The sequence below is a fragment of the Caballeronia sp. LZ019 genome (assembly GCF_031450825.1).
Classification (GTDB): domain Bacteria; phylum Pseudomonadota; class Gammaproteobacteria; order Burkholderiales; family Burkholderiaceae; genus Caballeronia.
The window spans coordinates 986,590-1,005,853 of record NZ_JARTVZ010000002.1; the positions used below are offsets into that span (position 1 = coordinate 986,590).

Genomic DNA, 19,264 nt, shown 5'->3' on the forward strand with positions numbered 1-19,264 from the left:
CGTATTACGTTGCTGCGTATTGCGCTTCGCCGTTGCCGAACGACCAGTTCTCCTTCTTCACTTCGACGAGGCTGATGAAAACGTCCTCACGTCGCAGGCTGAGCCGCTCGTGCAAGCCATCGGCAATTGCCTTGTAGAACGCGCGCTTCTTCGCGAGGTCACGTCCTTCATTCAACGTCACCTGAATGACGATGCAATCGTCCGTGCGGCTAATGCCCAGATAACCGCGATCGACGATGAACTGCGCCGCGCCGTGCTCCGCGATGATCTGGAAGCGATCGTTCTCCGGCACGTCGAGGGTGGCGCGCATCGCGTCATAGACCACTTCTCCGATCGTCGCGCGATAACTCGCGTCCTTGCCCTGCATCAGGTCGATTCGAACCAGCGGCATTAATCTCTCCTTGTTCAACGATATCGCGGATGCAGACGCAGCCGTGGCACACCGTCTTGCTGCACGATCACGACTGCGTTTTGTTTGAATGCGGTCATCAGCTCATCGGCGGTGTGATCGTCGGCGCCGAGCACGAGAAGACTGGCCTCTGCTGTCCACGCGCCATCGGGATCGAGGCCCGCGCCCGGCAATGCGGTCCGCCCAGACTGTTGAACCTGCGCGATGAGCGCCTTCTGCAAAGCCGTGTTCTCGTCTTGGCTCAGTTCCCGCCCGAACGGATTGAACGCCGTGACGAACACGGCGCTTGCCACGCCGTGGCGCGTCAGGAGCGGAGCAATGGCGTCATTTTTCTTTCCGACGATCATGTCGATCGGCGGTTCGCCTTCAACGCGATAAATCGCCAGGCGGTAAGCGTCGAGCGTCTTGTCGGGAATCGCATTCATGGCGACACGTTACCGGAGTGCCAACCCGCGTGCAAACCCAGTCCTCACGCGCGCAGCAACGCCTATACTCAACATAGCGTCTCATGCGAGGAGGATGCCATGGCACGCAAATTCATCGATTGCCGTGAATTTCCAAGCGACACGAACTGCACGGTCGCTTTATCCGCCGACTCCGAAGACGAATTGATGGAAGCGGCCGTGCAGCACGCGGTAAGCGTCCATCGGCATGAAGATTCGCCCGAGTTGCGCTCGGAGTTGAAGAAGCTATTCCACGACGGCACGCCGCCGATCGACCGGCCGCGCGCGTAGGTGCTCGCAATCTTTGTCGCGCTAGCCGAGTTCGAACGTCGTCACGCCGAATACATGATCGAGCGGCGCTGCCGGGGCCGCTCGCGTGTACATGCGCGCCGTTTCGAACACCATCGTCATGTCGTGCCCGGCGGCGAGCGCGACGGCCGATGCATTGCTTTCAGGGACATCGAGAAAGACGGCCTCGCCTTCGGCCGATGAAACCAGCGTACGATAAAGCGCGCGTGCAGTCGGTAAATCGTCTGCGAAAAGCGGCCCGATCTTGTGTCCGCTCCGGCAACGGCGAATGACGCCGTAACCTCGCAGGACTTCGCCATCGAGCGCGGCAAGAGCACGCGCTTCGTGTTGTGCGAGCCACGCGCGCAGGAACACCGGACGCATCGACGCGAAGCACCGTGCGTCGTAGTCGAGCAGACGATCGAACGGAACGCTCGAGGCATCCACGACCGTCACGCCCGGCAATCGCGCGTCATAGTGCATCGCCATGCCCTGATAGCGCACATTACGATACGCCAGCACGAAGCCCGACTTGCGATAGTTGGACTGCTGGGCAACGACGCCGTCGAGGCCGATGTTGCGCTCGCCGAGACAAGCAATGCCCTCGCGCCACAGACGTATGCCGAAGCCTTTGCCGCGCCACTCCGGCCGCACGATATAGAGGCCGATGAAACCGAACGCGTCGTCGTAAGCCACGGCGGAAATGCAGGCGATGGGCTCGCCATCCCATGTGCCGACGAAGAAACCGTCCGGATCAGCGGCGTGGAAGCAGCGCGCATCGTCGAGGCCGGGATTCCAGCCTTCGGCCGCGGCCCAGTCGAGCGCCGTCACGAGGTCGGCCTGGCTCATGCGGCGGATGATGAAACGAGGGTCATCGGGGCTGGGGGACATGTCGCGCGCCTCGTCGGTGTCGGCGGTACATGCAGTGTCGCGCGTTTGCGGTTCAGGGAAAAGAAAGGCGGGAGAAGCAGCGAAGAAGGAGAACGTGAACGACTTAGGCGCAGCGGCAACGGCTACGCCAGGATTACGTGCAGCCCGTGCGCCGCTCGCTGCGGCTGAAGCTCTGACGCGAACGCCAGTCTTCCGAGCGCAGCACGTATTCGCCGTCTTCGCGTGCTTCGCCTTCGGAGTCGAACCCTTCGTCGCTATAGGCGACCACTTTCATCCCGCCGCCTGCGGCGCGTTCGACAGTGATTCCCCAATGCCAGCCGCCTTCCTGATGGAAGACGTGTAACGTCGGATTCGATGATCTCGTGAGTTCCATAAATGCGGCTCCTACAAGTCGACGTTCGCCGCGCTGTTCAGCAGACGAACGCCCTTGATGACGGGCGCTTCGTTTAAGCCCCTTTCAGGGACGATGTTTCTTTGCGGCATTGCCGGCTGCTTAAACAGCATAATCAATGCAATGCTGCGTCGCAACACGGGCTTTCCCGAGCGTGGTGTCGATGAAACGTTTAGCGCGCGAAGTAGTAAAAATGGAAGCCCGTTCGCTACCAGATGTAACGGGCATACGCCGTGCATGTGCAGCACATACCGTTACGCCGTGACGTCCGGTCCGCTTCGTTGGAGAACCGTCATGAAAGCAATCGCACGATCGACAGTCCTTGCACTGGCTGCATTCTCGACTGTATCCGCCCTCGCGCAACCCCTTTCGGGCGATGCCCCGAGAACGCGCGACCAGGTCCGTCAGGAAGCGGCTGCCTGGATCGCGGCAGGCTACGATCCGAACGACTGGCTTCACTATCCCGACAACGCGATAAGGGCAAACCGCGTCATCACGCAACGCGCTGCGCCGGCGCAACCCAACGAGCGTTGACCGGCTCCTGAAACACTATGCGCGCGGCTTGTCCGCGCGAAGGATGCGTCGCGCGATGCTCCAGCGATGCACTTCTGACGGGCCATCGTAGATGCGAAACGCGCGCATGTCCGCGAAAATCCGCGCGACAACGGTTTCATGCGTAACGCCCTGTCCGCCCAGCACTTGAACCGAACGATCCACGACGCGCCATAGCGCCTCCGACGACACGACCTTCGCGATGCTCGATTCATGCTTGCCGAGCACGCCCTGGTCGAGCACCCACGCACAGTGCCAGATGGCGAGGCGCGTCACATGCAGGTCCATCTCGTTGTCCGCAAGCATGAAGCCGACACCCTCGTGTTCGCCGAGCGCCTTGCCGAACGCCTGACGCCGTCGCGCATAATCGCTCGCGACATCGTGAGCGCGGCGCGCCGCTCCGAGCCAGCGCATGCAGTGCGTAAGACGCGCGGGCGAAAGACGCACCTGTGCATAGCGAAACCCTTCGCCCGGCTCGCCCAGCACGTTCTCGGCCGGCACTCGCAGGCCCTCGAAGCGCACGACGCCATGACCGCCCGGAAAGCATGTATCGAGCGAATCCATCGAGCGCTCGATCACGATGCCCTCGCTCTTCATATCGGCGAGAAACATGGTCGCGGGGCCGTCGGCGAACTTCGCCATGATGATCGCAACGGCCGCGCCTTCCGCACCGGTGATGAACCACTTGCGGCCGTCGATCACGTACCCGTCGCCATCGCGCGTGGCGATGGTTTGCAGCATCGCGGGGTCGGCGCCCGCACCCGGCGGCGGCTCCGTCATGCAGAAGCACGAGCGAATGTCGCCGGCGGCCAGAGGACGCAGCCATCGCTCTTTCTGCCCGGGCGTCGCGATGGCTTCGAGCAGATGCATGTTGCCTTCATCGGGCGCAGCAATATTCAGTGCGACCGGCCCAAGCGGCGAATAACCCGCTTCTTCGAAAAGAATCGCCTTGGCGACATGTCCCAGTCCAAGCCCGCCGAACTCCGGCGACACATGGCTCGACAACAAGCCTGCCTTGCGCCCTTTGGCGATGAGTTCGGCGCGCAAGTCTTCGTTGGGCCCATGCGGCGTGCAACGCGGATCGCGCTCGAACGGCACGATCTCTTCTGCAATGAACGTACGCACGCGGGCTTGCAAATCGGTCAGTTCTGGCGAAAGCGAAAAGTCCATCGGCGGTCCTTGGTTTTCGTTGGGGTTCGGACGAGCTCAAGCCTGTGCGCGCCCTTCGTCATTCATCGTATTCGCTGTACTTGCGCGCATCGCCGCGCACTTTATGCACCGGATATTTCGCGCGATTGATCGCCATCTTCTCGAGCAGTGCGCCATGCAGGTCGACATCGAGCGCATCGGCGAGCATCACCAGATACGCGAGGACGTCGGCCATTTCGTGGCGGACTGCGCGCAGCTTCGCGTCATCGAGCTCGGTTTTGTCGCCGGTCGAAAGCCAGGTGAACGGCTCAAGCAATTCGCTTGCTTCGACGCTTAGCGCCGCCGCGAGGTTCTTGGGCGAATGAAAACGGCTCCAGTCGCGTTCACGGACGAACTCGCGCAGAAGGTCGCGCATCGCAGTGAGTTCGCTTGTTTCCTTCGTGGGCTCTTGCTGATTCATTCGTGATCTCACTCATTGCGCGGGATAAAGTCCAAGCGTGCGCGCATGCAGCCGCGCGAGTCCGAGCAGCGCATCGGTGAACGGCGTGGGCACGCCGGTCATCACGCCGAGTTCGCGCACGGAAGCAACGAGCGCATCGAGTTCGACGGCCTTGCGTGCCTCGACATCTTGCAGCATCGAGGTTTTCATCGCCCCGAGCCTGAGCGTGACCGCGTGACGGTCGGCCGGTTCCTGTTCGATTTCAATGCCGAAGCGCGCGCCGATATCTTTCGCTTCCAGCATCACGCGCGTGACGAAATCGCGCACCAGGTCGTCGCTAAGAATGCGGTCCGTCGTCGCACCGGTGATTGCGCTGATCGGGTTCATCGTCATGTTGCCCCAGAGCTTGAACCACACATCACGCTGAATTTGCGGCGACATGGACGCATCGAATCCCGCCCTGGCGAAGAGTTCGACGAGCGATTCGACGCGCGCGCTACGCGTGCCGCCCGCTTCGCCGAGAATGAGCCCCTTGCCCTGCCGATGACGAATCAAGCCCGGCGCTTCGACGAAGCAGCTCGCATGGACGACGCAGCCGACCGTCTGCGCAACGGGGATCGCCGCGGCGATCGCGCCGTGCGGATCGACCGATGCGAGGCGCTTGCCGGCGAAGGCTTCGCCCAGGCCTTCGCAGAACCACCACGGCACGCCGTTCATCGCGGTCAGCACGGTCGTATGCGGTCCGATGAGCGGCGCGATGTGCGCGGCCACCGATTCCATCGCCGGGGCTTTGACCGCGATCACGACGAGGTCCTGCGGCCCGAGATCGGCCGGTGCCGCGCTCGTTTCGAGCTGCAGCGCATGCGTTGCGTCCTGCTCGACGAGCCGCAGGCCGTGCGTCCTGAGCGCGTCGAGCGTCGCGCCGCGTGCGACGACGCTGACATCGCATCCTGCCTGCGCGAGCTTCACGCCGATCCACCCGCCGATCGCGCCTGCGCCGTATATGCCAACCTTCATCGTGCCGTCCTCGCCATGAGCCGTGAAGCGCTCATTGTAAGAGCAGTCGCGTTGTCCGCACGACTGGTGCAAACGATCGAATCTAGGCACAAGGAAGCGCTTTTCAAGAGTTCGAGAGCGAATAAAAAAACGCCTGGAAAATACGTCGTCCACTATTGAAACGATAGACACGGCTCCTATTTTCGATGCAACGGCGGTGGCCACTCACTGCCTTCATCGATCAACTTATCCACGTTATTGGAGACCGGACCATGGGTGACTTCTACTTTGGCGGCGACCTGTTCCATGAGCTCGACCGCATGCAGCGGCAAATGTCGACAGTGCTCGGCAATCTCCCTTCGAGCATTCGTTCGAGCCGCACCGATGTCTTTCCGCAATTGAATATCGGCAGCACCGATGACGCAGTGGAAATCGTGGCGTTCGCGCCAGGCGTCGATCCTTCCTCGCTCGATGTCACCGTCGACAAAGGCACGCTCACGATCAGCGGCGAGCGCAAGGCCGAAGCCCTGACCGAAGGCGCGCGCACCTACGCCAAGGAGCGCTTCACGGGCAGCTTCCGCCGCGTGATCGAACTGCCGCAGAACGCGGACGTCAACAAGGTCGCGGCCCGTTATGAAAACGGCATGCTGTCCATTACCGTCGGCAAGCGCGAAGCATCGAAGCCGCGCGCCATCACCATTCAATAATCGAAGACCGGAGTTCACCATGACCGACACCACCCAGATTGCCCAGCGCAACGAAGGCGAAGTCACGCGCAAGAACGACGACACGGTGCGCCGCGCAACGATCACCCCGTCCGTCGATATCGTCGAAGACAGCCACGGCATCACGCTATGGGCCGACCTGCCCGGCGTGCCGCGCGACCGGCTCGACGTGAAAGTGCATGACGCAAGGCTCTATATCGAAGCCGAGGCGGTGGTATCCGCGCAGGCGGGATTGCGGGTCCATCACACCGAAGTGCGCGCGCCGCGCTTTGCCCGCGCCTTCACCGTCAGCGATGATTTCGACACCACGAAGATCGATGCCAATCTCACGAATGGCGTGCTGAAGCTGACCATTCCGCGCCGCGAAGAAGCACGTCCGCGCCGCATCGAAGTGCGTGCGAACTAAAGAATCCTCAAGCTGTCGATGGCCGCGAATCTCGCGGCCATTTTTTATTCCAGTTAAGCGGCCCCTTATAATTCTTGTGGCAGTTCAGAAATATTCCAATCTATTGCTAAAGAAAAGGGACGATCGTGAACAGGCTGTTGACTGTGTTGTTGGGTTCCATGCTGACCGTGTCCATCGGCGCGCATGCTAAAGACTGGTCGACCATTCGCTTTGGCGTCGACGCAAGCTATCCGCCGTTCGAATCCAAAGCGCCGGACGGCAAGCTCGTCGGTTTCGATATCGATGTCGGCAATGAGTTGTGCCGGCGCGTGCAAGCAAAATGCGTGTGGATTGAAAACGCATTCGACGGCATGATTCCGGGCCTCAAATCGCGCAAGTTCGACGGCGTGCTCTCCACCATGTCGATGACGCCCGCGCGCGTCAAGCAGATCGCTTTCTCCAGCAAACTCTTTCACGTGCCGACGCGCCTCGTCGCCAAACGCGATTCGAAAATCGAGCCTACGGCCGAATCACTTGCGGGCAAATCGGTCGGCGTCGAACAAGGCTCCATGCAGGAAACGTATGCCAAAGCGCATTGGGGCGCCAAGGGCGTGACGGTCGTTTCGTATGCGGATCAGGACCAGGTCTATGCAGACCTGCTTACGGGCCGCCTCGATGCATCGCTGCAAAACGCGGTGCAAGCGGAACGCGGCTTTCTCGATACGCCGCGCGGCAAGCCTTACGGTTTCGCCGGTCCGGCGCTCGAAGACAGCGCCATTTTCGGCGCCGGGACGGCAATCGGCTTGCGCAAGGAAGACACTGATCTGAAGGAAAAGCTCGACGGCGCGATCGCCGCGATGATCAAGGACGGCACGTACAAGCGCATCGAGCAGAAGTACTTCGACTTCGACATCTACGGCGAGTGACTGTCCGGTTTTCTCCGACGATTGACGCGCCCATGCGTTAGCGACTGTCGTTATTGCACGAACGCCACGCTGAAAATTACACTGAGAAACAAGCTGTTTTCGGCGTTGCGCGGATGGCCGCCATCGGCACGGTGCTTGCATGCGATGGCGGCACATGGAGAACTGTTTCGGGGACATCATGCATCACTCGATCGAACCTCACGAGCTCGGAAAGATCGACCTCGCACGCTTTCAGATCGTGCAGGTTTCCGATGGCACGAACACCGTCGTGCTATGGGAAGCGCCGGAACCGGATGCTTTATTGCCACTGCATATGCAAGCGGCAACGCTGACCATTCGTCTGTGCGATCCGCTGAACCCCGTGCGCAGAAAGGACGTATGCGAGCGTTTGCAGGCCCATCTCGCGGCGTCGCGCAACGGGAACAAAAACCCGGCGCGCCAGCGCACTCACTCGCATCGTTCGAATACGGCGGAACATCGCGCTTGAAAATGCTCGGACGGTTAAAGCAATTCGCCTAAGAAATTCCAGAGCGCGTCGTTGACCGAATAAGGGACGTTGAAGCGAAAGCACGCACTCGGCGCATCGCCCGGCCGGAAATACGAACCGGGCGCGAGCCAGATGCCGTGCTCGAGCGCGCGCGTCGCGACCGCGCCTGCCTCGGACGGATCGATCGGTAAGGCCGCCCATAGGAAAAGACCTGCGCGCGGACGACGGAACAAGGTCACGCCCAGCGCATCCATGCGCTCTTCGACGAGCGCGTGCGCGTCCTTGAGCTTGTCGGCGACGAACTCGACGTGGCGCGCATAACGACCTTCCGTCAGCACTTTCTCGACGATACGCTCCGTCGCCTCCGAGGACGTCAGGCCCACGGCCATCTTCGTGCGCGCCAGTTCGCGCAGCACGTCGCGCTCGGCGACGATATAGCCGCAGCGCAGCGAAGGCGTGATGGTCTTTGCGAAGCCGCCGACATACAACACGCGATTGAGTCCTTCCATCGCCGCGAGCACCGGCGCGCCGGGTGGCGCGAGCTCGCGGTTCACGTCGTCCTCGACGACCCACAGGCCATGACGCTCCGCGATCTGCATCAGGCGGAACGCCGATGCCATGCTGAACGTCGCGCCCGTCGGATTCTGCAGCGTGGTATTGAGGAAGACAGCCTTCGGCCGATGCTCGACGACAATGCGCTCGAACACGTCCGTATCGATGCCCGCGACGGTACGCGGCACGCCATGCACGTCGAGTCCGGCGAGCCGGAGAATCTGCAGCAGATTGCAGTAGCCGGGATCTTCGACCACCACGGCGTCGCCGGGGCGCAGCAAGGTACGCACGATCAGATCGAGCGCCTGCGTCGCGCCGGTCGTAAGAAGCACGTTGGATGCGGCATCGACCGGCAAGCCGTGACGATCCAGTTGCTCGGCAATGCGTTCGCGCAGCGGCGCGAAACCGTACGGATGCCCGTAATCCGCGATGCGCGCCGCCGGCACGCGGCTCGTCGCGCGCAACGCATGTTGCAGGCCGCTTTCGTTGACCCATTCGTTCGGCAGCCAGCCGCAGCCGGATTTGATCGGCACCGAATGATCGGCGAAGACATCGGAGAGCAGCCATGTCGCGGTGAGGCTCGGCGGCTGCCACTCGACCGGGCGCGCACGTTCGGCATGATCGCGCAGGGCCACGCGATAGCCCGATCCGTGCCGGGCGGTGACGAGCCCCATCGACACGAGCCGGCCATAGGCTTCCGTCACCGTGAACGTGCTCAAGCCGTGCTGCCCGGCGAGACGCCGCACCGACGGCAATAACGCGCCCGCGCGCAGTGTTTCCGCTTCGATCGCGGACGAAAACGCGCGCACGATTTGTTCGACGAGCGTCGGCGCCTGCCGCGAGCCGCGCTCCAGCTTCAGTTCTATCATGGGATCGATCGGCCGCTACCGGCCAGCACAGTTTGCCGCATTTTGCCAGCACAGTCGGCAGGGCAGTAGAAGAACTGTCTATGCCGCACCATTTTTTCCGCGACTAGAGTGACCGTTCTTCCTGGAGACCCGTTATGAATGCTCGCCCTGTCATCGACGATCTGTCGTCGTTCTGGATGCCCTTCACCGCCAACCGCCAGTTCAAGGCCGCGCCGCGCCTTCTCGAGAGCGCAAAAGGCATGTACTACCGCTCGACCGATGGCCGGGAAGTGCTCGACGGCTGCGCGGGGCTCTGGTGTGTGAACGCGGGACATTGCCGGGACGAGATCGTCGATGCCGTGCAGAAGGCGCTCGCCACGCTCGACTTCGCGCCGACGTTCCAGATGGGCCATCCGCTCGCGTTCGAGGCGGCGTCGAAGGTTGCCGCGCTGATGCCGGAAGGGCTGGATCGCATCTTCTTCACGAATTCGGGTTCCGAGTCCGTCGATACCGCGCTGAAGATCGCGATTGCCTACCATCGCGCGCGCGGCGAAGGACAGCGCACGCGGTTCATCGGGCGCGAGCGCGGCTATCACGGCGTGGGCTTCGGCGGCATTTCGGTGGGCGGCATTGCGCCGAATCGCAAGACGTTCTCGGGCGCGCTGTTGCCGTCGGTCGATCATCTGCCGCATACGCACGATCTCGCCCACAACGCGTTTTCGAAGGGCCAGCCTGCGTGGGGCGAACACCTCGCGGACGAACTCGAGCGCATCGTCGCGCTGCACGATGCATCGACGATTGCGGCCGTGATCGTCGAACCCGTCGCCGGTTCCACCGGCGTGCTGATTCCGCCGAAGGGCTATCTGCAGAAGCTGCGCGACATTTGCACGAAACACGGCATCCTGCTGATCTTCGATGAAGTCATCACCGGTTTCGGCCGTCTCGGCAAGGCCACGGCGAGCGCGTACTTTGGCGTGACGCCCGACATCATCACGATGGCCAAGGCGATCAACAACGCGACGATTCCGATGGGCGCGGTCGCGGCGCATCGCCGCGTGCACGACGCGATCGTCGATGCCGGCGCGGCGAACGCCATCGAACTCTTTCACGGCTACACGTACTCCGCGCATCCGGCGGCGACCGCGGCGGCCATCGCCACGCTCGATCTCTATTCGCGCGACAAGCTCTTCGAGCGCGCGGCGTCGAAGGCGGAGAAGTTCGAAAACGCGGCGCATGCGCTGCGCGACGCGCCTTTCGTGAAGGACATTCGCAATCTCGGACTGGTCGCGGGAATCGAGCTCGAATCGCGCGATGGCGCGCCGGGCGCACGCGCCTACGAGGTGTTCGTCAAGTGCTTCGAGGCGGGCGTGCTCGTGCGCTATACCGGCGACATCCTCGCGTTCTCGCCGCCGCTCATCGTCGAGGATGATCAGATCGAACACATCTTCGGGACCGTGCGGAAGGTGCTGGAGAGCGTGAAGTAGCTTTGAGACGATCGCGCGTGTCTATGAGACGCGCGCGCATTCACGTCGATGCGGTGCGCCCCTACAGTTGAGCCATGCCATGCAGATGGCGATCAACGAAACCAGGAGCACACCATGTCACGTCTTTCTCAGGTCAACGTCAACGAAGCCAGCGGCAAGACTGCGGAGCTTTTCGCCGCCATCAGGAAGGCCGCCGGCCGCGTGCCGAACGCGTACGCGACGATCGGCACGCACAGCCCCGGCGCACTGGGCGCGGCGCTCGCCAACGATGCCGTGCTCGCGAAGAGCAGTCTCGACAAGGCGGATGCCGAAGCGATCAAGCTCGCCATCAGTGAACTGGCGGGTTGCGATTACTGTGCAGCGGCGCATACGGTCGTCGGCAAGATGGCCGGCCTGACGCAACTGGAAACGCAGCAGATTCGCGCGGGCGAAGCGACCGGCAACGCGAAGCGCGACGCCCTCGTGCGCTTCGTGCGGCAAGTCGCCGATTCACGCGGTACGGTCGATGCCCGCGTGCTCGGAGATGTGCGCGAAGCCGGCTATTCGGAGGCGCAGGTCATCGACGCGCTGTTCGCGATGAGCGTCATCAACTTCACGAACCTGGTGAACCGGGTGAACGACACGACGGTGGATTTTCCGGCGCTCGTCTAGCTCTTCGAGAACCGCTCGACGATCGCGCTCACGAGATCCACCGGGACCGGAAACACGATCGTCGAGTTCTTGTCACCGGCAATCGTCGTGAGCGTCTGCAGATAGCGCAACTGCATCGCTTGCGGCGCCTGCGCAAGCATCTGCGCCGCCTGCAGCAGTTTCTCGGACGCCTGCAACTCGCCTTCCGCATGAATGATCTTCGCGCGACGCTCGCGTTCGGCTTCGGCCTGACGGGCGATCGCGCGAATCATCGTCTCGTTGATGTCCACGTCCTTGATCTCGACGTTCGATACCTTGATGCCCCACGCATCGGTCTGCGCATCCAGCACGCGCTGAATGTCGCTGTTGAGGCGCTCGCGCTCGGACAGGAGTTCGTCGAGTTCATGCTTGCCGAGAATCGCGCGCAGCGTGGTCTGCGACAGCTGGCTCGTCGCATCCAGAAAGCGCGCGACCTGAATCACGGCCTTCTCCGGATCGACGACGCGAAAGTACACGACGGCGTTCACCTTCACAGACACGTTGTCGCGTGTGATGACGTCCTGCGGCGGCACGTCGAACACGACGGTGCGCAGGTCCATGCGAACGACTTGCTGCACGACCGGAATGATCAGCACGAGCCCCGGTCCCTTCACCTTCCAGAAGCGCCCGAGCATGAACACGACGCCGCGCTCGTACTCCCGAAAAATCCGCACCGCCGACGCCAGGATGAACACGACGAGCGCAATCACGATGCCGCTAAAGCCGAAGGTAAGCCCCATGTTTCTAGCCTCTCAAGCTGCCTGCTGACGTTGATCTTCGAGCGGCTCGACGGTGAGCGTGAGACCGTCGCGCGCGACGACCCGCACTCGCTCGCCCGCGCCGGGCAAGCCGCGCGCCTCTGTTGTCTGCACGCGCCAGCGTTCGCCGTGCACGCGAGCCCATCCGCTGTCGCCGTTCGACTCCAGCATCACGCCGATGCTGCCCAGCATCGCCTCGCCGCCGCTCACGACGGGGCGCTTGCGCGCCTTCAACGCGGCGCCCGACACCGCGAACACGAAGAGCGCCGTGGTCGCCGCGAGCGCAAGCACGACGCTCACCGGAATGCCGAAGCCGGGCACGTCGGTATCGATCAGCATCAGCGCGCCGATCGCGAACGCGACGATTCCGCCGATGCCGAGCGCACCGAACGTCGGCAGGAACATTTCCGCGATCAGACAGCCGGTGCCGAGCAGGATCAGGCCCAGGCCGACGTAGCTGATCGGCAGAAGCTGCAACGCGAACAGTCCGACGAGCAGGCAGATCGCGCCCGCGACGCCCGGCAGCACGAATCCCGGATTGGCGAACTCGAAGAACAGCCCGTACATGCCGATCATCATCAGGATCAGCGCGACGCTCGGATCGGTGATCGCCGCGAGAAAGCGGCTGCGCCAGTCCGGCTGAAGGACGATGACGGGCGCCGCGCGCGTCGCGAGCGTGCGTTCGCCGAGCGCCGTGCGGACGTGGCGGCCGTCGAGTTTCGCGAGCAGATCGGGCGTGTCCGTCGCGGTCACGTCGATGACTTTCTGCGCGAGCGCCTCGTTCGCCGACAGCGCGACGGCCTCGCGCACCGCGCGCTCCGCCCATTGCTCGTTGCGGCCCCGCAATTGCGCGAGGCCGCGGATATACGCGGCGGCGTCCTGCACCTGCTTGCGTGTTTCGGCGGACGATTCATCGGGCGATGACGCCGCCCGCTCCTTGCCGCCCATGCCGAGCTGAACAGGCGTGGCCGCGCCCAGATTCGTGCCGGGCGCCATCGCGGCGATATGGCTCGCATAGACGATGTACGTGCCCGCGCTCGCCGCCCGCGCCCCGCTCGGCGCAATGAACGCAGCCACCGGCACGGGCGACGCGAGCATCGCCTGAATGATCGAGCGCATCGACAGGTCGAGGCCGCCGGGCGTGTCGATCCGCAGCACGGCGAGTTGCGCGTGCTCGTCGGCGGCGCGGGACAGCGAGCGCACGACGAAATCCGCGCTCGCCGGGCCGATGGCGCCCGACAGCGGGATCACGACGACCGGAGCGGCGGCATCGGCCGGCAGCGCGACGAAGCCGAGCGCGGCCGCCAGCACGAGGCGTCGCACGAAAAGAAGCAGCCAGTCAGCGAAAATCGTTGTCATCGGCAATCGCCGGCCGCAGCCGGCGTCGCTCACGGTCTCGCTTTCAGCTTAGGCGATAGAACAGTCGTCCGGTCGATGACTTTCTCGACATCGGCCGTCTCGCCCAGTTCGGAGACGAAGCGCGCCGTGTCGAAATCGGGCGACACGCAGCCGTCGATATAAACGAAGCGGCGCTGCAAGGTGAGCCACAGGCTCGTTTTCTCGCGCCATTGCAGCGATGCGTTCAGCGCGTTCAGGCGGCGTGCGACGCTTTCGGCGATTTCCTTGTCATAGGCGTAGCTATTCGGCAGACGGCAGCGGCCCGCCAGCCAGCAGCTATTGCCGCGTTCGATGCGGTAGTGCGCTTCGTCGATCCATTCGTTCCCGGTTTCGAACGGGCCGCGCGGCGCGGGGCAGGAGACAATGGCGCTGGAGACGTGGAGGAAGGGATCGTTGCCGCGATTGGCGGGCGTATCGTCGGCGTGAGCGGCGCTCATCAGCGTCGCAAGAGCGAGCACGCGCGTTGCATACTTGCTGGAAAGCGATGTGCGCATCGGTGACGTCCGTGAGCCAGCCATGGCAAAGCATAGAACATCAACATGAACACTCAGCTCGATACGGAAACCAAATGAAACAGGCAATGCATCATCTAAGGCTCGCCACGCGCTCGCGCGGGCTGCACGAAGTCACGCGCGATATCGACCGGTGGATCGACATGCAGGACATCCGCTCCGGTCTGCTGACGGTTTTCTGCCGGCATACGTCGGCATCGCTGCTGATTCAGGAGAATGCCGATCCCGATGTGCGCGCCGATCTCGAGCGCTATTTCGAAACCGTCGCGCCGGAAGCGCCGGGCCGTTATATCCACGCTGCGGAAGGCCCCGACGACATGCCCGCGCATCTGCGCACCGCGCTGACGAACGTGCAGCTTTCGATTCCCGTGGAAGCCGGGCGCATGGTGCTCGGCACATGGCAAGGCATCTACGTGTTCGAACATCGGGCGTCGCCGCATGACCGCGAACTGGTGCTGCATCTGATCGGCGAGTGATTCGTTTGACGCTCACCCGCCGCTCGCGACCGGATGCTCGCGCAGCCACTCGCGCAACGCGTCGTTCATGCGCGTCTGCCAGCCCGCGCCGCCCGCGCGAAACGCCGCGACGATATCGGCGTCATACCGCACGGTGAGCTGAACCTTCGGCGATTCACTCGGCGGACGGCCGATCCGCCGTGTCATGGTCTCGTACAGGGCGTCGGAAGGGACGAACGTTGCCGGATCGGACCGGATGCCGCGCTGGATCGCGGCTTCTTCCGCCGGCGTGTTCCGCGCCAATTTTTTCGATGCTGCGTTCATATCTGTCTACCTCACGATTATTCGCACGGCGCACGCTGATGATGCGCAGCGCCGCGCCCCGCTGGGTGAACACCACGCAATAGAGCCGTGACTCGACCGGCGCATAGCCGATCTCGCGGAGTTCGCCATAGTCTTTCCGATCGTCCACGGCGGACATGACTTCGCGCCAGTCGATACGATGCGCCAGTTCCAGCGAGACGCCGTGCCGGCTGCGATTCAGCGCGTCCTTGAGCGGATCGAACAGAATGTCGATTTGCATTTATCGTAACTACGAAAAAGAAGAATAACAAGGCGCGCGGCGATGCGTGTCACAAACTTTTGCGTTCGCGACCCGGCGTGCCGCACCACCTCATTCTTCCTTCTGCGTCACGGTTTTTCGATAGACCGATCGGCTAATCCGCAGGTGTGGTCCTGAAGCTCTTCCGACGACGCCCAGTCGCCGAAGCCGACCTGATCGTTGAGCAGATAGAACGCGGGCGCGCCGTCGCGGCGGAACGCACCGGCGAGCAGCAGCGTCTGATCGCCCATCGCGCGGCCTTCGCGGGCGAGCGTCGCTGCGAGCAGCCTGAACGGATCGGTGTGCGAGAGATCGGCATCGTCAATGCGCATCGCGCGATAGCGATGCCCGCGCAGGCGCATCGGCAGCGGCGTCCACTCCGCGCCGATGCCCGGCCCGGCCTCGTGAAGCGCCTCGCCGACATCCGCCGCGAGGCAATCGATATGAATGTGCAACTGGTTTTGCGTCCGTCCGCTGGCGGAATTGATCGCGAGCGAGACCCGGTCGCGAGGCAAGGGACGGCGCAATGCGTCGTTGACATAACGGCGGGCTTTCCAGGCATCGCGCCAGTAGTTCGGGGCGTCGGCGGCGAGCAGTTCGGGGCTTTCGATGCCACTCACGCGCGCCGTCGGAATCAGCAGATATTGCGCGACCCCGACGATGTCCTTCAGCACGGCATAGCCGCCCGCGAGATCGACCTCCGCGCACGGTTGCGTGACGGGCGCGCCCCGCGCTGCCGGGACACACTGTCCGTTGACGATATCCCACAGCGCGTCGGGATTCGCGGCGCGCGCGGCGGACAGCGCGAGGCCGAGCGTTGCGGCGACGCCGGATACGATGAGCTTCTTGACGACATGCATCGGCAGCAATCCAGCGGGGCAAAAGGTTAGCGTGCCGGATTATGCTGGCAGACGTGTGAAAGCAGTGAAAGCCCCGGGAATCGAGCGCACATGAAAAAGCGCCAGCCGCGAACGTCACGACTGGCGCTTTCCGACACTTCCACTGCTACCGCCAACCTCTACTGCCAACCTCTACTACTACCGCGCTTCGCCTTAATGGCCGAAGTACACCGAATTGCGATCCGACATCGAGAGGGTCGCACCCGAACGCGAGCCCGACTGCGCCGTGCCGGCCGCCGACGGACCGTACGACGTTGCGGCGACACCTTCTTCGGCGTTCACGCGCGCCTGCGCAGCCTGCAGATTTTGCGGATACGAAACGCGATCTTGCGACGGGTTGTAGCCGGCCTTCTCCAGTTGAACGAGTTCGGCACGGACTTGCTCGCGGGTCAGCGCGCCGTTGTTTTGCGCGAAAGCGAACGTCGGAGCGGCCAGAGCCGAAGCGATGACGAGAGCCGGAACAAAGGACTTGATCATGATGAAACCTCCAGTAGTCTTGTTTTGAGATCGAAACCGGAATCGGGAGCTTTTTAAGCGCTGTCTGATTTCGTTTCGTTGAAAGCAAGTTTAGGAGGGCAGCGAACTAGGGGAAACCCCTATTTCAGCTAAAGATATTTGTTGGATCGACAACAATCTACTTCGCGGGCTTGGGACGCACTAGCGCATCGATGGAAGGCACAGGGGCTTGATTTTTCTAGCGAATCAGCAGCGCGCTGGCTGTTCGAGAAGGCAACCTGTAAGCACCGGCCATTGCGCCGGCGTCAGTCCGCCGTCACGTTCGCGCCAGAATCATCGCGCGGCGACGTAGTCGGTCGCTGCGCCGAGCAATTCGCGCAACAACGGCTGGACCTGGCTCGCGCGGGTTTCATCGTAGGCATAGGGCGACGACTCCTCCATGTACGTCGCCTGCGTCAGCTCCAGTTGAACCGCGTGGATGCCGTTCGCAGGATCGCCGTAGCGCCGGGTAATGTAGCCGCCCTTGAAACGTCCGTTCGCCACGCTGGAGTATCGACCGTCGCGTTCGACGATTTCCGCCAGCCGCCCGGCCAGCCCCGCCGCCGCCGACGCGCCATCCGCCGTCCCGAAGTTGAACTCGGGCAGGCGGCCCTCGAAGAAGCGCGGCACGACCGAGCGGATCGAATGCGCTTCCCACAGCAGCACGCGGCCGTGCGTATCCCGCAGGGCGGCGAGTTCGGTCGCGAGCGCGTCGTGATACGGCTGCCAGTACAACGCGCGGCGGGCATCGATCTGTTCGCGCGACGGCGCATGCCCGGGCCGATAGAGCGGTTCCTTGTCGAAGGTATCGACGGGACAGAGGCCGGTCGTGTCGCGGCCCGGATAGAGGTTCGCGTCGTCGGGCGGGCGATTCAGATCGATGACGTAGCGCGCGTATTCCGGCAGCAGGATCGACGCGCCCATCTCGCGTGCGAAGGCATAAAGCCGTTCGAGATGCCAGTCGCAGTCATCGACGCAGAGCGCGACCGGCGTCATCTCTTCGACGAGCGCTTCCGGAATGCGCGTGCCCCGATGCGGAATCGAGATCAGAAGCGGCGCCGTGCCGCGCTTGAGCGTGTAGATGGAACAATCTCTGGTGGTTTCCATGTCGGCGGTCTCGGTCATTGAAGCTCACGCGAGCAGCGTCTGCACAGCCTCGCGATAACGCCCGAGCGCCGCCTCTTCGCCGGCGTGGCGGCGGGCGTCGATCACCTTGCGGCCGCTCGTGAACACATCGCGGATGGGCGTCTCGCCATGCTCGCAGAAAACGGCGCTGGAAAGCCAGCTCTCGCATGGATGTCCGCCGATGCCCGCATGTGCTTCGTCCAGCACGATCCAGTCCGCGCGCATGCCGGCCGCGAGCGCGCCGATGCGCCGCCCGCTCGCGCTTGCGCCGCCGTCGAGCGCGGCGTCGAACAGACGGTCGGCCGGGCGGCTCGACTCCGCAGAAGCGAGCACGTTGCGCTCGCGCCGCCATAGACGCTGGCCGTATTCGAAGAGACGCAACTCCGAGCGCCAGTCGACGCCCACGTGACTATCCGAACCGATGCCGATGCGTCCGCCCGCATCGAGATAATCGCGCGCCGGAAAGACGCCGTCGCCGAGGTTCGCTTCGGTCGTCAGGCACAGGCCCGCGACGGCACGGCTCGCGGCGAGGCGCTGCAATTCGGCGGCGTCGATATGCGTCGCGTGCACGAGGCACCAGCGCGCATCGACGTCGAAACGGTCGAGCAGCCATTGCACCGGGCGCTGGCCGGTCTGCGCGATGCACGCATCGACTTCGGCAAGCTGCTCCGCGACGTGGATATGCACCGGCCCGCGATCGAAGCGCGCGTCGAACCCTTCGAGCAGCGCCGCCAGCGATTCGCCCGACACCGCCCGCAGCGAATGCGGCGCGACGCCATAACGCCGCGAGCCGTTCTCGGGCCGCGCCTGCGCGAGCGTATCGAGCAAGTGCAGCAGGCTGTCGGGCGTGTTGATGAAACGCCGCTGATCGTCGCGTGGCGCGGCGTTGCCGAATCCGCTGTATTGGTAGAGCACCGGCAGCATCGTGATGCCGATCCCCGCGCGCTCCGCCGAATCGACGACGCGTTCGGCCAGTTCGGCGCGGTTCGCGTAAGGGCCGCCGTCGTTCGCGTGATGCACGTAATGGAACTCGCAGACCGACGTATAACCGGCCTTCAGCATCTCGATGTAGAGCCAGTGCGCGATATCCGCGAGCACGCCCGGCTCGATCTTCGCGGCGAAGCGGTACATCAGGTCGCGCCAGCTCCAGAAGGTATCGGCGGCGCTCGCGCGATATTCGGTCAGGCCCGCCATCGCGCGCTGGAAAGCATGCGAATGCAGATTGGGCATGCCGGGCAGCACCGGCCCCTTCGCCCTTTCGACGCCGGCCGGCGCGGTGCTGTCCGCTTCGACGCGCACGAGCGCGCCGTCGTCGTTCCATTCGATGAGCACGTCGCGCCGCCAGCCGTCGGGCAGGCGCGCGTGGTCGGCGAAGAACAGGTTCATG

26 protein-coding genes are annotated in these 19,264 nt (G+C 63.5%); 9 read left to right on the top strand and 17 right to left on the bottom strand.

The features are described from left to right. Positions 1-4 precede the first annotated feature (4 nt). Together P9255_RS07570 and P9255_RS07575 are read right to left on the bottom strand one after the other, a co-directional pair. A complete protein-coding gene (locus P9255_RS07570) occupies positions 5-391 on the bottom strand; it encodes a tautomerase family protein (RefSeq protein WP_309766379.1) in 387 nt (128 codons plus the stop codon). A 14-nt stretch (positions 392-405) separates the two neighbouring features. Continuing rightward, the gene (locus P9255_RS07575; protein WP_309766380.1) at positions 406-834 is read right to left on the bottom strand and encodes a DUF3293 domain-containing protein; all 429 of its coding nucleotides are present in this window, start codon (positions 832-834) and stop codon (positions 406-408) included. 99 nt (positions 835-933) lie between these two features. Here P9255_RS07575 and P9255_RS07580 point away from each other — a divergent pair, with 99 nt between their 5' ends. Further along, complete coding sequence (locus P9255_RS07580; RefSeq protein WP_309766382.1) at positions 934-1,143, top strand: DUF1059 domain-containing protein; 210 nt, start codon at positions 934-936, stop codon at positions 1,141-1,143. 21 nt (positions 1,144-1,164) lie between these two features. On the opposite strand, the gene P9255_RS07585 is transcribed toward P9255_RS07580, so the two are convergent. Next, the gene (locus tag P9255_RS07585; protein ID WP_309766384.1) at positions 1,165-2,031 is read right to left on the bottom strand and encodes a GNAT family N-acetyltransferase; all 867 of its coding nucleotides are present in this window, start codon (positions 2,029-2,031) and stop codon (positions 1,165-1,167) included. A 133-nt stretch (positions 2,032-2,164) separates the two neighbouring features. Further along, entirely contained in the window at positions 2,165-2,404 is a 240-nt protein-coding gene (locus P9255_RS07590) for a hypothetical protein (RefSeq protein ID WP_309766818.1), read from the bottom strand. 312 nt (positions 2,405-2,716) lie between these two features. Between P9255_RS07590 and P9255_RS07595 the strand changes: the two genes are divergently transcribed. Next, positions 2,717-2,956, top strand: coding sequence for a DUF4148 domain-containing protein (locus tag P9255_RS07595; RefSeq protein WP_309766385.1), 240 nt, complete (start codon positions 2,717-2,719; stop codon positions 2,954-2,956). A 15-nt stretch (positions 2,957-2,971) separates the two neighbouring features. On the opposite strand, the gene P9255_RS07600 is transcribed toward P9255_RS07595, so the two are convergent. From P9255_RS07600 to P9255_RS07610, 3 genes are read right to left on the bottom strand one after another with little or no spacing between them, the layout of a single operon-like run. After that, a complete protein-coding gene (locus P9255_RS07600; RefSeq protein WP_309766386.1) occupies positions 2,972-4,144 on the bottom strand; it encodes an acyl-CoA dehydrogenase family protein in 1,173 nt (390 codons plus the stop codon). 58 nt (positions 4,145-4,202) lie between these two features. Then, on the bottom strand, positions 4,203-4,583 hold the full coding sequence (locus tag P9255_RS07605) for a nucleotide pyrophosphohydrolase (protein WP_309766387.1): 381 nt from the start codon (positions 4,581-4,583) through the stop codon (positions 4,203-4,205). A gap of 12 nt (positions 4,584-4,595) precedes the next feature. After that, on the bottom strand, positions 4,596-5,579 hold the full coding sequence (locus P9255_RS07610) for a 2-dehydropantoate 2-reductase (protein WP_309766389.1): 984 nt from the start codon (positions 5,577-5,579) through the stop codon (positions 4,596-4,598). Positions 5,580-5,830: 251 nt separating this feature from the next. Here P9255_RS07610 and P9255_RS07615 point away from each other — a divergent pair, with 251 nt between their 5' ends. The 4 genes from P9255_RS07615 (at position 5,831) to P9255_RS07630 (ending at position 8,081) form a co-directional block, all read left to right on the top strand. Beyond that, a complete protein-coding gene (locus P9255_RS07615; RefSeq protein WP_309789309.1) occupies positions 5,831-6,265 on the top strand; it encodes an Hsp20/alpha crystallin family protein in 435 nt (144 codons plus the stop codon). 19 nt (positions 6,266-6,284) lie between these two features. Further along, positions 6,285-6,689 carry an Hsp20/alpha crystallin family protein gene (locus P9255_RS07620; protein WP_309766393.1) on the top strand — a complete coding sequence of 135 codons (405 nt, stop codon included), beginning with the start codon at positions 6,285-6,287 and terminating at the stop codon, positions 6,687-6,689. A 125-nt stretch (positions 6,690-6,814) separates the two neighbouring features. Then, entirely contained in the window at positions 6,815-7,594 is a 780-nt protein-coding gene (locus P9255_RS07625) for an ABC transporter substrate-binding protein (RefSeq protein WP_309766395.1), read from the top strand. A gap of 154 nt (positions 7,595-7,748) precedes the next feature. Further along, positions 7,749-8,081, top strand: a complete 333-nt coding sequence (locus P9255_RS07630; protein ID WP_309766397.1) for a hypothetical protein — start codon at positions 7,749-7,751, stop codon at positions 8,079-8,081. Between the two features lie 14 nt (positions 8,082-8,095). Here P9255_RS07630 and P9255_RS07635 read toward each other — a convergent pair whose 3' ends face one another. Then, positions 8,096-9,502 carry a PLP-dependent aminotransferase family protein gene (locus P9255_RS07635; protein ID WP_309789310.1) on the bottom strand — a complete coding sequence of 469 codons (1,407 nt, stop codon included), beginning with the start codon at positions 9,500-9,502 and terminating at the stop codon, positions 8,096-8,098. Positions 9,503-9,636: 134 nt separating this feature from the next. On the opposite strand from P9255_RS07635, the gene P9255_RS07640 reads away from it, so the two are divergent. Both P9255_RS07640 and P9255_RS07645 read left to right on the top strand, forming a co-directional pair. Beyond that, positions 9,637-10,965 carry an aspartate aminotransferase family protein gene (locus P9255_RS07640; RefSeq protein ID WP_309789311.1) on the top strand — a complete coding sequence of 443 codons (1,329 nt, stop codon included), beginning with the start codon at positions 9,637-9,639 and terminating at the stop codon, positions 10,963-10,965. A 114-nt stretch (positions 10,966-11,079) separates the two neighbouring features. Beyond that, a complete protein-coding gene (locus tag P9255_RS07645) occupies positions 11,080-11,616 on the top strand; it encodes a carboxymuconolactone decarboxylase family protein (RefSeq protein WP_309766402.1) in 537 nt (178 codons plus the stop codon). Here the strand turns inward: P9255_RS07645 and P9255_RS07650 are convergent. Genes P9255_RS07650 through P9255_RS07660 form a run of 3 tightly spaced genes read right to left on the bottom strand, consistent with a single transcriptional unit; the run spans position 11,613 to position 14,284 of the window. Continuing rightward, the gene (locus P9255_RS07650) at positions 11,613-12,374 is read right to left on the bottom strand and encodes a slipin family protein (RefSeq protein ID WP_309766403.1); all 762 of its coding nucleotides are present in this window, start codon (positions 12,372-12,374) and stop codon (positions 11,613-11,615) included. The two genes, P9255_RS07645 and P9255_RS07650, sit on opposite strands and share 4 nt — an antisense overlap. A 12-nt stretch (positions 12,375-12,386) precedes the next feature. Next, positions 12,387-13,751 (bottom strand): nodulation protein NfeD, encoded by a 1,365-nt coding sequence (locus P9255_RS07655; protein WP_309766404.1) that lies wholly within the window; start codon positions 13,749-13,751, stop codon positions 12,387-12,389. A gap of 29 nt (positions 13,752-13,780) precedes the next feature. Beyond that, positions 13,781-14,284, bottom strand: a complete 504-nt coding sequence (locus P9255_RS07660; RefSeq protein ID WP_309766406.1) for a BON domain-containing protein — start codon at positions 14,282-14,284, stop codon at positions 13,781-13,783. A gap of 74 nt (positions 14,285-14,358) precedes the next feature. Here P9255_RS07660 and P9255_RS07665 point away from each other — a divergent pair, with 74 nt between their 5' ends. After that, the gene (locus P9255_RS07665; RefSeq protein WP_309766408.1) at positions 14,359-14,778 is read left to right on the top strand and encodes a secondary thiamine-phosphate synthase enzyme YjbQ; all 420 of its coding nucleotides are present in this window, start codon (positions 14,359-14,361) and stop codon (positions 14,776-14,778) included. 12 nt (positions 14,779-14,790) lie between these two features. Here the strand turns inward: P9255_RS07665 and P9255_RS07670 are convergent, their stop codons facing one another. The 6 genes from P9255_RS07670 to P9255_RS07695 form a co-directional block, all read right to left on the bottom strand. Beyond that, complete coding sequence (locus P9255_RS07670; protein ID WP_309766820.1) at positions 14,791-15,027, bottom strand: BrnA antitoxin family protein; 237 nt, start codon at positions 15,025-15,027, stop codon at positions 14,791-14,793. Continuing rightward, the gene (locus tag P9255_RS07675) at positions 14,933-15,340 is read right to left on the bottom strand and encodes a BrnT family toxin (protein ID WP_309766410.1); all 408 of its coding nucleotides are present in this window, start codon (positions 15,338-15,340) and stop codon (positions 14,933-14,935) included. Before P9255_RS07675 ends, P9255_RS07670 begins: the two co-directional genes overlap by 95 nt. 107 nt (positions 15,341-15,447) lie before the next feature. Continuing rightward, a complete protein-coding gene (locus tag P9255_RS07680) occupies positions 15,448-16,218 on the bottom strand; it encodes a CDP-diacylglycerol diphosphatase (protein WP_309789313.1) in 771 nt (256 codons plus the stop codon). 192 nt (positions 16,219-16,410) lie between these two features. Then, a complete protein-coding gene (locus P9255_RS07685; RefSeq protein WP_309766822.1) occupies positions 16,411-16,731 on the bottom strand; it encodes a DUF4148 domain-containing protein in 321 nt (106 codons plus the stop codon). Between the two features lie 315 nt (positions 16,732-17,046). Beyond that, positions 17,047-17,859, bottom strand: coding sequence for an N-formylglutamate deformylase (hutG, locus tag P9255_RS07690; RefSeq protein ID WP_309766412.1), 813 nt, complete (start codon positions 17,857-17,859; stop codon positions 17,047-17,049). A 24-nt stretch (positions 17,860-17,883) separates the two neighbouring features. After that, the gene (locus P9255_RS07695) at positions 17,884-19,263 is read right to left on the bottom strand and encodes a formimidoylglutamate deiminase (protein WP_309789314.1); all 1,380 of its coding nucleotides are present in this window, start codon (positions 19,261-19,263) and stop codon (positions 17,884-17,886) included. Position 19,264: the final 1 nt, after the last annotated feature.

What these genes read in the sequence shown, in the direction of transcription:
- hutG (WP_309766412.1), bottom strand. Translation starts at nt 17,859, where the DNA reads ATGGAAACCACCAGAGATTGTTCCATCTACACGCTCAAGCGCGGCACG.
- P9255_RS07575 (WP_309766380.1), bottom strand. Translation starts at nt 834, where the DNA reads ATGAATGCGATTCCCGACAAGACGCTCGACGCTTACCGCCTGGCGATT.
- P9255_RS07610 (WP_309766389.1), bottom strand. Translation starts at nt 5,579, where the DNA reads ATGAAGGTTGGCATATACGGCGCAGGCGCGATCGGCGGGTGGATCGGC.
- P9255_RS07640 (WP_309789311.1), top strand. Translation starts at nt 9,637, where the DNA reads ATGAATGCTCGCCCTGTCATCGACGATCTGTCGTCGTTCTGGATGCCC.
- P9255_RS07570 (WP_309766379.1), bottom strand. Translation starts at nt 391, where the DNA reads ATGCCGCTGGTTCGAATCGACCTGATGCAGGGCAAGGACGCGAGTTAT.
- P9255_RS07645 (WP_309766402.1), top strand. Translation starts at nt 11,080, where the DNA reads ATGTCACGTCTTTCTCAGGTCAACGTCAACGAAGCCAGCGGCAAGACT.
- P9255_RS07620 (WP_309766393.1), top strand. Translation starts at nt 6,285, where the DNA reads ATGACCGACACCACCCAGATTGCCCAGCGCAACGAAGGCGAAGTCACG.
- P9255_RS07660 (WP_309766406.1), bottom strand. Translation starts at nt 14,284, where the DNA reads ATGCGCACATCGCTTTCCAGCAAGTATGCAACGCGCGTGCTCGCTCTT.
- P9255_RS07675 (WP_309766410.1), bottom strand. Translation starts at nt 15,340, where the DNA reads ATGCAAATCGACATTCTGTTCGATCCGCTCAAGGACGCGCTGAATCGC.
- P9255_RS07655 (WP_309766404.1), bottom strand. Translation starts at nt 13,751, where the DNA reads ATGACAACGATTTTCGCTGACTGGCTGCTTCTTTTCGTGCGACGCCTC.
- P9255_RS07630 (WP_309766397.1), top strand. Translation starts at nt 7,749, where the DNA reads ATGGAGAACTGTTTCGGGGACATCATGCATCACTCGATCGAACCTCAC.
- P9255_RS07695 (WP_309789314.1), bottom strand. Translation starts at nt 19,263, where the DNA reads ATGAACCTGTTCTTCGCCGACCACGCGCGCCTGCCCGACGGCTGGCGG.
- P9255_RS07590 (WP_309766818.1), bottom strand. Translation starts at nt 2,404, where the DNA reads ATGGAACTCACGAGATCATCGAATCCGACGTTACACGTCTTCCATCAG.
- P9255_RS07615 (WP_309789309.1), top strand. Translation starts at nt 5,831, where the DNA reads ATGGGTGACTTCTACTTTGGCGGCGACCTGTTCCATGAGCTCGACCGC.
- P9255_RS07680 (WP_309789313.1), bottom strand. Translation starts at nt 16,218, where the DNA reads ATGCATGTCGTCAAGAAGCTCATCGTATCCGGCGTCGCCGCAACGCTC.
- P9255_RS07595 (WP_309766385.1), top strand. Translation starts at nt 2,717, where the DNA reads ATGAAAGCAATCGCACGATCGACAGTCCTTGCACTGGCTGCATTCTCG.
- P9255_RS07600 (WP_309766386.1), bottom strand. Translation starts at nt 4,144, where the DNA reads ATGGACTTTTCGCTTTCGCCAGAACTGACCGATTTGCAAGCCCGCGTG.
- P9255_RS07635 (WP_309789310.1), bottom strand. Translation starts at nt 9,502, where the DNA reads ATGATAGAACTGAAGCTGGAGCGCGGCTCGCGGCAGGCGCCGACGCTC.
- P9255_RS07605 (WP_309766387.1), bottom strand. Translation starts at nt 4,583, where the DNA reads ATGAATCAGCAAGAGCCCACGAAGGAAACAAGCGAACTCACTGCGATG.
- P9255_RS07650 (WP_309766403.1), bottom strand. Translation starts at nt 12,374, where the DNA reads ATGGGGCTTACCTTCGGCTTTAGCGGCATCGTGATTGCGCTCGTCGTG.
- P9255_RS07665 (WP_309766408.1), top strand. Translation starts at nt 14,359, where the DNA reads ATGAAACAGGCAATGCATCATCTAAGGCTCGCCACGCGCTCGCGCGGG.
- P9255_RS07585 (WP_309766384.1), bottom strand. Translation starts at nt 2,031, where the DNA reads ATGTCCCCCAGCCCCGATGACCCTCGTTTCATCATCCGCCGCATGAGC.
- P9255_RS07580 (WP_309766382.1), top strand. Translation starts at nt 934, where the DNA reads ATGGCACGCAAATTCATCGATTGCCGTGAATTTCCAAGCGACACGAAC.